This is a genomic window from Bradyrhizobium sp. MI1.3 (genome assembly GCF_055811695.1).
Genome location: NZ_JBVVPQ010000006.1, coordinates 88,418 through 99,379 on the forward strand (window position 1 = coordinate 88,418; position 10,962 = coordinate 99,379).

Here is a 10,962-nt window from a genome sequence, read left to right on the forward strand (position 1 = left end):
TCGCAGGCATTTGCGATGCGATCGATCGGCCCCATTGCGAGCCGCAGGAGGGCGCGGCCAAATCCGGTCACGAGAGCTGTGGCGTCATCGACGAAGGTGGAGGCGATATCAACAGCGAGGGTTTGCATTTTGAAGGTCTCCCGACTAACTTGAACATTGTTCAGATGAGTAGCCTGAAAATGAACAATGTTCAAGACGAATCGTTGCGAGACCGAAAAAAATCTCGACGGCGGCAGCAGATCGTGGAGATCGCTCGCAGCATTATTGCCACTAAAGGGCTGAAATCGTTGAAAGTCCGGGACGTCGCTGACGCCGCCGGCTGCTCGGTTGGAAGTGTCTATAACGAGTTCGGCGACTTCGACGGCGTAATCCTGACCGTGAATCGGGAGACCGTTAATGCCCTAACGGTGCGGCTGGGCCAAGTTCCAGCCGAGGATCCGGTTCGCCAGCTCTATGGGCTGGCTGCGACCTACCTCGAATTCTTCGCGGAGCACGCCAATCTGCTGCGCTCGCTGTTCGAACATCGGATGGAGGACGACCGCCCTTACCCCGATGACATCCTTCAGATGGTGCTGGAGGCCTTCGCGCTGATGCATGCGCCCCTGGTGCGGCTGCTTCCGAAGGCAGACGACGTGCAGATCGCGCTGCTGTCACGCACACTGTTTTCCGCCGTGCACGGGATCATCTCGCTCGGCCTCGAAGAGCGCATGGTGGCCGTACCGCCGCAGATGCTGCGCCAGCAGGTCGAACAATTTCTGGATGCGCATCTCGCGGGGCTCGGGATTCTGCCAATGCGATAACGTGCTGAGCGCTGCTATGCGCTGGCGGCCTTGCGCTGCCGCGAGGTGACGACGACGACGTCCGTCGTCCCGTTGTCGACCTGAACACGGTTGCGTCCGTTCTCCTTGGCGCGATAGCAGGCGGCATCCGCGCGCCGCATCGCGTCCTCGAGCGTGGCGTTGCCGTCGGTGATGCAGGCAACGCCGATACTGGCCGTCACTGCAAAGCAACGATCGTCCCAGGCGAAGACGGATAGCTCGAGCGACCGGCGCAGCCGTTCGGCGATATCCACGGCGTCGTACGGCGTGCATCGGGGAAGGATTAAGCCGAATTCGTCACCGCCGAGCCGGGCCACCAGGTCATGCGGCCGCCGCTCCTGTAGCAGGAGGCGCGAAATCTGGCGGAGCAGACGGTCGCCGGCGAGGTGACCGCAACTGTCGTTGACGTCCTTGAACTGGTCGAGATCGAGCAGGATCAGGCCCACCGAACCCGCCGCGGTGTCGTCCAACTCGCTTTGCAGGCGGGCCTCGAAGGCGCGACGGTTGGACAGGCCGGTCAGCCAGTCGTGCGACGCCTGCCAGGCCAGGCGCTCTTTCTCGGCATGCAGGGCATCCTCGAACGCCTGTCGTTGCAGCACCAATCGCCGCGTGTGCCAGATCAGGAGCAGGATCAGCGTCGCGGCTGTGACGATATTGACGCCAGTCAGCGTCATCTTGATGGCGCGCGAGCCTTCACCGAGAACGGTGGAGAACCGCTTGGCGTGCACCGTGAACTGAGTGTTGAGCTCCGACAGCCGCGACGACAACAATTGCCGGCGCTTGCCGTCCTGAACCGGCCCGTTCTTCGACTCTGACCGGATGACCTCGCCGAACACGCTCAGCTCCAGCAGCATGGGGTCGGTGGCAGCCCACTCACGGATCGCTTCCTTGAGAAAGCTGACCTGTTTGAAGTAGCGAAACAGCCATATCAGTCCCGGCACGTCATCGGGATGGTTGCCGCCTTGCAGGAAGCCGATGCGAGCGGCCTCGACGTCGACCGGATCGCGCTCGAGCGCCCAGCGCGCGAACTCGTCGCCGATGGGAACGGCCAGCGAGGTCTGATATTGCGCAAACTGGCTGGCGTCGCCCGAATGCAGATAGAGATTGAGGAAATAGACGGCGTTCTTCTGCGAGCGCGACCATAGCGCTTCGCCCGCGACATAGGCGCGGACCGAGGACATAACCTCCAGGCTGAATCCGGCGATCGCCGCCTGCAGCAGAACGACCGTGACGAAAGGCGAGACGAGTTTGACGACGTGAAGGAAGTTGCGTCCCTTCGTTGACGGCGCTGTTCTGCGAAACACGTTGCGTTTCCCCAAGTCGCTCAACGACCCCAGCGGAGCGATCCGCTCATAACGCGGATTACGCGCGAAAGGTGCTTAACTCGACTTGAAAATGCCGGGAGACTGCGTCGCAGGGTGAAGGCGTTGTGAAGCGGATGCTGGCAGATCGTTGCAAATGCCGTCGAACCGGAACTGACGCGACATCGGCGAGCCGATGTCGCGCATTCGCCCCAAGTGGTTTACCCGATGGAGAGATTGCCCTGCCGCTAGACCAGCACCGGCTTGCGCACGCGGCCGGCGTCGCCGAAGACGCGCAAATAGCGCTCGATCTCCGAAGGCAGGCCGGTCGCCTTCTCGGGATTGTCGGAGAGCTTGACGGCCGGATGTCCGTCGACCGATGACACCTTGCAGACCAGCGAAATCGGATCGAGATTGAACGATCCGTCCGGCGTGCAGCCGACGAAATCATTGGTGAGATTGGTGCCCCAGCCGAACGAGAGCCGCACCCGGCCGGTGAAGTGGTGGTAGGTCTCCTCGATCGAGCCAACGTCCATCGCGTCGGAGAACACCAGCAGCTTGTCCCTGGGATTGCGGCCCTTCTGCTCCCACCATTTGATGATCTCCTCGCCGGCCTGGATCGGCGGCGCGCTGTCGGGGCGGAAGCCGGTCCAGTCTGCAACCCATTCCGGCGCATCGCGCAGGAACGCCTTGGTGCCAAAAGCGTCGGGCAGCGCGATCAGGAGGTTGCCGCCATAGGTCTGGCGCCACTGGTCGAGGATGCGATAGGGCGCCCAGCGCAATTCCTCGTCGTCCTTGGCGAGCGCCGCGGCGACCATCGGCAGTTCATGGGCATTGGTGCCGATGGCTTCGAGATCATTGTCCATCGCGAGCAGCACGTTGGAGGTGCCGATGAAGGACGGGCCCAGGCCTTCCTTCACGGCCTCCACGCACCAGCGCTGCCAAAGGAAGCCATGGCGGCGACGGGTGCCGAAATCGGAGAGCCGCAAGCCATCCAGTTTGCGCAGCCGCTCCACCTTGGTCCAAAGCTTGGCCTTGGCGCGGGCATAGAGCACGTCGAGCTCGAAGCGGCCGCGGCCCTTCATCGCTGCGCGCGAGCGCAATTCGTTGAGAATGGCGAGCGCAGGAATCTCCCACATCGTGGTATGGCTCCACGGCCCGTGGAAGTGCAGCTCGTACTGGCCTTCGACCTTGCGCAGCTCGTATTCGGGCAGCCGGAATTCGGCGAGCCAGCGGATGAAGTCCGCCGAGAACATGTGGGTCTTGCCGTAGAAAGTGTTACCGGCAAGCCAGATCAGCTCTTTCTTGGTGAAGCGGATGGTGCGGGCGTGGTCGAGCTGGGCGCGCAGCTCGCCCTCGTCGATGATTTCGGCGAGCCGCACATGGCGCGATCGGTTGATGACCGAGAATGTCACCTGCTGATGCGGGTAAGATTCCCGAATCATTTGCAACATCAATAGTTTGTAGAAGTCGGTATCAAGCAGGCTGCGGATGATGGGATCCAGCCGCCAGCTGTGATTATAGGTTCGGCTCGCAATGTCGGTCACTGTCATGGGGGAATTCTAGCGTGGCTCCCGGTGCGCAACCAGTGGATTTGGCGAAGGGCAGGTCACCGCCGAGCATCCGGTTGCGCGAGGGCGGCTCGAAATCGCCCAGAGATCCCGTTCGCGTACCGGTCTGCGGATGGCCGGGTGGCCTACCTGGCCTCGGACCTCCCGCGAGCGTGACGCGGGGGCCGTGCCGATCGTTGCCCGTGTTGAGCGTATTCGCGATTGGAACGAGGAGAGAAAGGACCGACGGCGTTACCGAGAACAGGTTCGACGAACTGGTCGCCGACCGTTGCCGGCCGAGGAGCAGGGCGGCGTCGCCGGCATATCGAACGACCATTTGCCGGCAAATGGGAACGGGCCTTCGACACCGATGAGTGGTCCGGCGCCAAGGAAGCTCGCGCGCGTATCGCGCAATGTCGAGAGCGTTGTGGAAAAGCTGGTGATCGCCGGAAAGCCAGGCAACGCAACACCAGGGCTCGTCGCAGCCCGGACGTCCGAGCTTGAGCTCCGGGTGACGAATTCGGCAACGCGAAGGCTTGCGGCATATGCCCGCGACGGATTTCTGGCCCGTTGCGAAACAGCAGCGATCGCCAGGACTACGGAATTGTCCTGCTGTGATCGGGCCCCCGGTCCTGGCAGGTTCGCTCGTCGCGCGTTCGCCTTGCGATTGCGAGCGTGCAGAGCCGTTGTCTACACTTCCCGTCGACTCAGAAACGCCAGCCGCTCGAACAGATGCACGTCCTGCTCGTTCTTGAGCAGCGCACCGTGCAGCGGCGGGATCAGCTTGCGCGGATCGCGTTCGCGCAACTGCTCGACGCTCATGTCTTCGTTGAGCAGCAGCTTGAGCCAGTCGAGCAGCTCCGAGGTCGACGGCTTCTTCTTCAACCCGGGCACTTCGCGGACCTCGAAGAAGATGCGCAGGGCTTCCTCGACCAGCCGCTTCTTGATGCCGGGGAAGTGGACATCGACGATCCGGGTCATGGTATCGGCATCGGGGAACTTGATGTAGTGGAAGAAGCAGCGGCGCAGGAACGCGTCCGGCAGCTCCTTCTCGTTGTTGGAGGTGATCATCATGATCGGGCGCTGCTTGGCCTTGATCGTCTCGCCGGTCTCGTAGACATGGAATTCCATGCGGTCGAGCTCGAGCAAGAGATCGTTCGGGAATTCGATATCGGCCTTGTCGATCTCGTCGATCAGCAGCACCGGGCGCTGCTCGGCGGTGAAGGCATCCCACAGCTTGCCGCGCTTGATGTAGTTCTTGATGTCGGACACGCGCGCATCGCCGAGCTGGCTGTCGCGCAGGCGCGACACCGCGTCGTATTCGTAGAGGCCTTGCTGTGCCTTGGTGGTGGACTTGATGTGCCAGGTCAGAAGCGGGGCGTTCAGCGCCTTCGCCACTTCCTCCGCCAGCACCGTCTTGCCGGTGCCGGGCTCGCCCTTGATGAGCAGCGGGCGCTCCAGCACGATCGAGGCATTGACCGCGACCTTGAGATCGTCGGTCGCAACATAGTCCTTGGTGCCGGTAAATTTCATCGCGCGTCCTTGTTGGTCGTCGTCCCGGCATTGCCCCGGTCGCGACATGGGAACGGCCGCGCGTGGCGGCCGTTCCTGGTTCGGTCAGGCTTTCAGACCCGTTTTATCAGCGAAAGGATGACGAGCACAATCACCGCGCCGATCGTGGCATCCACGATGGCTCCGACCGTGCCCGTTGCGAGCTGGATGTGCAGCTGAGGCAGAATCCAGCCGGCCACGAGTGCACCGATGATGCCGACGACGATGTTGCCGATCAGCCCAAATCCCGCCCCGTGGACAATCTTGCCGGCAAGCCAGCCTGCGATCGCGCCAATGATGAGCGCTGCGAGAATTCCCATTGCAAACGTCCCCAAAACAACCCCGTGAGACCGCCAATTCTAGAGCAAAAAGCCTCCCGGTCCAGCGCAGAGCAGTGGCCTCCGCCCCTTGACGTTCGCCCCCCGACGGGCAATCTGTCACCCATGTTCCTGCAATTCTTCACTTCTCTGCGCGATGCGCAGGTCCCCGTGACGCTGCGCGAATACCTCACGCTGATGGAGGCGCTCGATGCTGATCTGTCGGACTATTCGGTCGAGAATTTCTATTATCTGTCGCGCACCTCGCTGGTGAAGGACGAGCGCAACCTCGACAAGTTCGATCGCGTCTTCGGCACCGTGTTCAAGGGACTGGAAAGCCTGCTCGACGCCATGGAGGGGGCCGAGATCCCCGAGGAATGGCTGAAGAAGCTCGCCGAGAAATACCTGACCGACGACGAGAAGAAGCAGATCGAGGCCATGGGCTGGGACAAGCTCATGGAGACCCTGAAGAAGCGCCTCGAGGAGCAGAAGGGCCGCCATCAGGGCGGCTCGAAATGGATCGGCACGGCGGGCACCTCGCCGTTCGGCGCCCATGGCTACAATCCCGAAGGCATACGCATCGGCCAGCACAAGAACCGCAACAACCGCGCCGTGAAGGTGTGGGACAAGCGCGAGTTCAAAGACCTCGACGGCAATGTCGAGCTCGGCATCCGCAACATCAAGGTGGCGCTGCGGCGCCTGCGCAAATTCGCGCGCACCGGCGCGCCTGATGAACTCGACCTCGACACCACCATCCGCGAAACCGCCAATCACGGCTATCTCGACGTGCACATGCGGCCCGAGCGCCGCAACGCGGTGAAGCTGCTGGTGTTCTTCGACATCGGCGGCTCGATGGACGCGCATATCGAGCAGGTGGAGGAGTTGTTCTCGGCGGCGAAGAGCGAGTTCAAGCACATGGAATATTTCTACTTCCACAACTGCCTCTATGAAGGCGTGTGGAAGCAGAACAAGCGCCGCTTCACCGACCGCACCCCGACCTGGGACGTGCTGCACAAATACCCGCACGACTACAAGATCGTGTTCGTCGGTGACGCCTCGATGTCGCCTTACGAGATCATGGTACCCGGCGGCTCGGTCGAGCACGTCAACGAGGAGCCCGGCTCGGTCTGGCTCGACCGCATCATCCGCACCTATCCGCATGCGGTGTGGCTCAACCCTGTGCAGCAGAAGCATTGGGACTATTCGGAATCCACCACCATCATCAAACGCATCTTCGCCAACCGCATGTATCCGATCACGATCGAGGGGCTCGAGGGTGCGATGAAGGAATTGACGCACTAGCTGATGACGAGGCGCTCCATCGGCGATGGGATCGCGCTCCCTCCCCCGCTTGCGGGGGAGGGTCGGGAAGAGGGTCTCTCCACGGGCGACGCTCCCCTAGAGGAGAGAGCCCTCACCCGCGTCGCTTCGCTCCGCGACCTCTCCCGCAAGCGGGAGAGGTGACCACCGCCTCCGGCAGATCGCCTGGGATCGGCGACAGAACAAGAGGGAGAGCCACATGCCCCAGACCATCACCCGCGGCATCAAGGCGCTGATCGACGAGGCCAATGCCGAGATCGAGACGCTCACCGCCAAGGGCGCCATCGAGATCTCGAAGAACGGCGACGTCGTTATCGTCGATATCCGCGATCCCCGCGAGATCGAACGCGACGGCCGCATCCCCGGCGCGTTCGCCTGCACCCGTGGCATGCTCGAATTCTGGATCGATCCGCAGAGCCCTTATGCCAAGCCGGTGTTCCAGGAGGACAAGAAGTTCGTCTTCCATTGCGCCGGCGGCCTGCGCTCCGCGCTCGCCGCCAAGACCGCGCAGGACATGGGCCTCAAGCCCGTCGCCCACATCGCCGGCGGCTACGCCGCCTGGCGCGACGCCGGCGGGCCGGTGGAGCAATGGGAGCCGAAGAAGAAGGGGTGAGGGTCCTGCGCTGCCGCTCCAATTTTCGGCGTCATTCCCCGAAGGCGGGGAATCCAGGCCGGGCGATGACAGCGGAATTTGCCGCGCGCCGTATCAAACTCTCTCGCGCTGCGCGCGCACCGTAATGACTGCAAGGAAAAGCCAATGACCACCCCCACCGATCCCCTCGTCTCCACCGAATGGCTCGCCGCCCACATCAACGATGCCAACGTCAAGGTGCTCGACGCCAGCTTCAAGCTGCCGGGCGTGCTGCCGCTGCCGAAGGACGATTACCTCGCCGCGCATCTGCCGGGCGCGGTGTTCTTTGACGTCGATGCGGTCTCGGACCATTCCAACCCGCTGCCGCACATGTATCCGAGCGCCGAGCAGTTCGGCCGCGACGTCGGCCAACTCGGCATCTCCAATGCCGATACTGTCGTGCTCTACGATGCCGGCGGCTGGGTCGCTGCTCCCCGCGCGTGGTGGATGTTCCTGGCCTTCGGCCACGGCAATGTGCGCATTCTCAATGGCGGCCTGAAGAAGTGGCGCGCCGAGGGGCGTCCGGTCGAAAGTGGCGAGGCGAAGCCGAAGCCCGCGACGTTCAAGGCGAGCTACGATTCCAAGCGCGTGCGTAGCATGCAGCAATTGATCGCCAACGTCGAAAGCCGTGTCGAGCAGGTGATCGACGCGCGCGCCGCCGACCGGTTCGAGGGCCGGGCGCCCGAGCCGCGCGCGGGCATTCGCTCCGGCCATATCCCGGGCGCTCGCAACGTGCCCTATAACCTGCTGTTCGACGCCGCGACCGGCACGATGAAGCCGCTCGATGATCTCCGCGCGGCCTTCGCGAACGCCGGCGTCAGGCTCGATGCGCCGATCGTGACGAGCTGCGGCTCCGGCGTCTCCGCCGGCGTGCTGACGCTGGCGCTCTATCGCCTCGGCATCACCGACACCGCGCTCTACGACGGCTCATGGTCAGAATGGGGCCAGGAAAAGGGACCGCCAATCGAAACGGGGCCGGCGTAACCCTACTGGCGTGCGCGCGCGGTCGTCGTTGCGGCGAGCGTGGGTTGCGGCTGCCCGAACGGATCGAGTTGCTGAACCGGCGGCGGCGGACGCCGGACAATGCGGCGGCGCTTCTTCACCCGGTGCGCCCGCGGCTTGGTCGCCTTGCTCTCCGGCGAACTGCTGTCGGCCTTAGCGTCGGCCTTGGCGTTCGCCGGCGGATCCTTCCAGGCCGTGGTCGCCAGGTTATTCAATGCGGCGAACTTCGCGCTCGCCATGTCGAACGTGGACGAAGCCGAGGCTGCGCTGGGGGCGGCAGGTGTTGGTTTGCTTGTGAGAGCGATCGAAACCGGCTTGGCCTCGGCGATGGATGCGCTGGCGTCGGCCGGAGTAAGCGTGTTGCTTGAGGCCGGCGCCGCGGCGTCCGTCGTCGTCTCGGCCTTGGCCTCGACATTGGCCGGTTCGGCCGGGACGTCAGCCGGAGCTGCAACGACCTGCGGCTGACCGTCGGTCTCGGTTGTCACCATGACGACCGGCTCGGGCTCGCTCATCGGCAGCGCGATGGTCGGGACTTGATCGCGCAGCGACGGCGTCGGATCGGTGGCCGCCTCCGGCTCGGCGCGCAGGACCGCGAGCACCGGCTGGGCCGGCTCGGGAGCTTGTGCAAACACCTGCTCCTGCGGACCATTCCGCCAGGAGGGGTTGCTGACATACTGCTCGTGGCTCGCCCGCAGCAGCGCGGCGGCGCCCAGGCCGAATACCAGGATAGAGGCTGACAGCAGGATCGCGGCAAACAGAAAGCGAAAGCCGGGAAGCATCGAGGGATTGCGAATTTCCGCCCCAGCGGCGAAGTGGCCAGGGCCCATGAGCCATCTGAACGCGGTGACGGTACTGCTTGCCGCGTTCGCCACGCGGGGGATCGAAGCTCAAAGCGGCGGCGAATCAGGCTGATTCGAACATACCGCAACGATTCCGCGCCGTTCCGTAAAAAACAGAGCCGGCTAGTCCAGCAATCTCGGGCGTGGGCTGATTTTCGTCCCGTGATGCAAGGAGGCAACGGTAGTCTTGCGGATCACAAATCGGCAAATCGGGCACAAATCCGCCTGTAATGTCTTGAATGTGCCGCTATCTTCCGTCATCTGGCCGTTAACGGTCCGGACGGGGCCCGGGGACTATACAAGAGCGATGATGATCAAACATTTTCTGACGATATGCGCTGCCGCAACAGTCGCTGCGGCGGGAACCTCGCTCGCGCAGGCCCAGAGCTATCCGGTCCAGCAGGCGCCGAGCTATGGCGCGCCGGCCGAATATCGGCCCGGCGACCGCGCGCCGAATTTCGACGCTATGGACGATGAAGACGATTCGATGCCGCAGGCAGCGCTGCCGCCGCCCGGCCCGGATCCGCGCTACGGCCGTCCGCCCGGCGCTCCCCCGGTGTATTCCGCCGCGCCGCCGCAGGGTCCGGTGATGTCGCCGGATGATCCCCGTTATGGCCGTCCCGCAGGTGCCCCCGTCTACTCGGCTGCGCCGCCGCAGGGTCCCGTGACGTCGCCCGACGATCCGCGCTATGGCCGCCCTGCCGGCCCGCCCGCGGTGATCTACGCCGATCGTCCGGCACAGGCGCCCGGCAGTGACGGCCTGCGTCCGCCCGAGGCGGTCGGTGGTCCCGGCGCGACCGGAACGGTCCAGGCCGGTCAGCCGCCCGTGGGTGCCGACGGCCGGCCGATGGCGATCGCCTCGCTGCCGCCCGAGGAGCAGCCTGACGCCGCTCCGGCGCAGCTGCCGCAGAACCTGCGCCGCCAGGAGGTCTCGCTGGCGACCAAGGAGCCGGCCGGAACGCTCATCGTCGATACCCCGAATACCTACCTCTATTACGTGCTCGGCAACGGTCGTGCGATCCGCTACGGCGTCCGCGTCGGCCGCGACGGTTTCACCTGGACGGGCGTGCAGAAGATCACCCGCAAGGCCGAGTGGCCGGATTGGCATCCGCCGACCGAGATGATCGAGCGACAGCCCTATCTGCCGCGCTTCATGGCCGGCGGTCCCGGCAATCCGCTCGGCGCCCGCGCGATGTATCTCGGCTCGACCGTCTACCGCATCCACGGCACCAACCAGCCCTCGACCATCGGCAAGTTCGTGTCCTCCGGCTGCATCGGCATGCTGAACGAGGACGTCTCCGACCTGTTCGATCGCGTCAAGGTCGGCACCCGCGTGGTCGTGATGCCGGGTGGTCCGCCGCCGGGAACTGCGACCGCATCCGCCGCGCCCGTGCCCGGCGCTGCCGGCCCCGCTCCGATGGCCGCGCAGGCCGGCCCGGTCGGAGGCACCCAGCCGACAGTGGTGCCGCCGCTGCCCGCACCGGTCACCGTGCGCTGAATCGGCCTCGCAAGAATTGATCTGATGACGGGGGGGGGGGGGGGGGGGGGGGGGGGGGCGGGGAGGAGAAAAAGAGCGAACCCAAGAAGAAAGGAGGGAGAGAGACAAAAGACCACCACGACGGAAGAGAAAAAA

The 10,962-nt window shown here is 64.3% G+C and carries 10 protein-coding genes; 5 read left to right on the top strand and 5 right to left on the bottom strand.

Annotation, left to right across the window (positions count from 1 at the left end):
• Window positions 1-179 precede the first annotated feature (179 nt).
• Window positions 180-800 carry a TetR/AcrR family transcriptional regulator gene (locus AC0L3A_RS05935; RefSeq protein WP_473253848.1) on the top strand — a complete coding sequence of 207 codons (621 nt, stop codon included), beginning with the start codon at window positions 180-182 and terminating at the stop codon, window positions 798-800.
• A gap of 14 nt (window positions 801-814) precedes the next feature.
• Here the strand turns inward: AC0L3A_RS05935 and AC0L3A_RS05940 are convergent, their stop codons facing one another.
• From AC0L3A_RS05940 to AC0L3A_RS05955, 4 genes are all read right to left on the bottom strand, one after another.
• On the bottom strand, window positions 815-2,122 hold the full coding sequence (locus AC0L3A_RS05940; RefSeq protein ID WP_007600691.1) for a GGDEF domain-containing protein: 1,308 nt from the start codon (window positions 2,120-2,122) through the stop codon (window positions 815-817).
• 245 nt (window positions 2,123-2,367) lie between these two features.
• Window positions 2,368-3,672 carry a nicotinate phosphoribosyltransferase gene (gene pncB / locus AC0L3A_RS05945; protein WP_007600693.1) on the bottom strand — a complete coding sequence of 435 codons (1,305 nt, stop codon included), beginning with the start codon at window positions 3,670-3,672 and terminating at the stop codon, window positions 2,368-2,370.
• A 687-nt stretch (window positions 3,673-4,359) separates the two neighbouring features.
• Complete coding sequence (locus AC0L3A_RS05950) at window positions 4,360-5,202, bottom strand: AAA family ATPase (RefSeq protein ID WP_007600695.1); 843 nt, start codon at window positions 5,200-5,202, stop codon at window positions 4,360-4,362.
• Between the two features lie 92 nt (window positions 5,203-5,294).
• On the bottom strand, window positions 5,295-5,540 hold the full coding sequence (locus AC0L3A_RS05955; RefSeq protein ID WP_007600697.1) for a GlsB/YeaQ/YmgE family stress response membrane protein: 246 nt from the start codon (window positions 5,538-5,540) through the stop codon (window positions 5,295-5,297).
• A gap of 123 nt (window positions 5,541-5,663) precedes the next feature.
• Here AC0L3A_RS05955 and AC0L3A_RS05960 point away from each other — a divergent pair, with 123 nt between their 5' ends.
• The 3 genes from AC0L3A_RS05960 (at window position 5,664) to sseA (ending at window position 8,472) form a co-directional block, all read left to right on the top strand.
• Window positions 5,664-6,839 (top strand): vWA domain-containing protein, encoded by a 1,176-nt coding sequence (locus tag AC0L3A_RS05960; RefSeq protein ID WP_007600698.1) that lies wholly within the window; start codon window positions 5,664-5,666, stop codon window positions 6,837-6,839.
• Window positions 6,840-7,056: 217 nt separating this feature from the next.
• On the top strand, window positions 7,057-7,470 hold the full coding sequence (locus AC0L3A_RS05965) for a rhodanese-like domain-containing protein (RefSeq protein ID WP_007600700.1): 414 nt from the start codon (window positions 7,057-7,059) through the stop codon (window positions 7,468-7,470).
• Between the two features lie 144 nt (window positions 7,471-7,614).
• Window positions 7,615-8,472: a 3-mercaptopyruvate sulfurtransferase gene (gene sseA / locus AC0L3A_RS05970; protein ID WP_473253822.1), complete on the top strand. Its 858-nt coding sequence runs from the start codon at window positions 7,615-7,617 to the stop codon at window positions 8,470-8,472.
• Window positions 8,473-8,474: 2 nt separating this feature from the next.
• On the opposite strand, the gene AC0L3A_RS05975 is transcribed toward sseA, so the two are convergent.
• Window positions 8,475-9,317: a hypothetical protein gene (locus AC0L3A_RS05975; protein WP_473253849.1), complete on the bottom strand. Its 843-nt coding sequence runs from the start codon at window positions 9,315-9,317 to the stop codon at window positions 8,475-8,477.
• 322 nt (window positions 9,318-9,639) lie between these two features.
• On the opposite strand from AC0L3A_RS05975, the gene AC0L3A_RS05980 reads away from it, so the two are divergent.
• The gene (locus AC0L3A_RS05980; protein WP_354201073.1) at window positions 9,640-10,827 is read left to right on the top strand and encodes a L,D-transpeptidase family protein; all 1,188 of its coding nucleotides are present in this window, start codon (window positions 9,640-9,642) and stop codon (window positions 10,825-10,827) included.
• The last annotated feature ends 135 nt before the right edge of the window (window positions 10,828-10,962 follow it).

Coding starts and splice junctions, on each gene's coding strand:
- AC0L3A_RS05980 (WP_354201073.1), top strand. CDS start 9,640: ATGATCAAACATTTTCTGACGATATGCGCTGCCGCAACAGTCGCTGCG.
- AC0L3A_RS05960 (WP_007600698.1), top strand. CDS start 5,664: ATGTTCCTGCAATTCTTCACTTCTCTGCGCGATGCGCAGGTCCCCGTG.
- AC0L3A_RS05955 (WP_007600697.1), bottom strand. CDS start 5,540: ATGGGAATTCTCGCAGCGCTCATCATTGGCGCGATCGCAGGCTGGCTT.
- AC0L3A_RS05975 (WP_473253849.1), bottom strand. CDS start 9,317: ATGGGCCCTGGCCACTTCGCCGCTGGGGCGGAAATTCGCAATCCCTCG.
- sseA (WP_473253822.1), top strand. CDS start 7,615: ATGACCACCCCCACCGATCCCCTCGTCTCCACCGAATGGCTCGCCGCC.
- AC0L3A_RS05965 (WP_007600700.1), top strand. CDS start 7,057: ATGCCCCAGACCATCACCCGCGGCATCAAGGCGCTGATCGACGAGGCC.
- AC0L3A_RS05935 (WP_473253848.1), top strand. CDS start 180: ATGAACAATGTTCAAGACGAATCGTTGCGAGACCGAAAAAAATCTCGA.
- AC0L3A_RS05950 (WP_007600695.1), bottom strand. CDS start 5,202: ATGAAATTTACCGGCACCAAGGACTATGTTGCGACCGACGATCTCAAG.
- pncB (WP_007600693.1), bottom strand. CDS start 3,672: ATGACAGTGACCGACATTGCGAGCCGAACCTATAATCACAGCTGGCGG.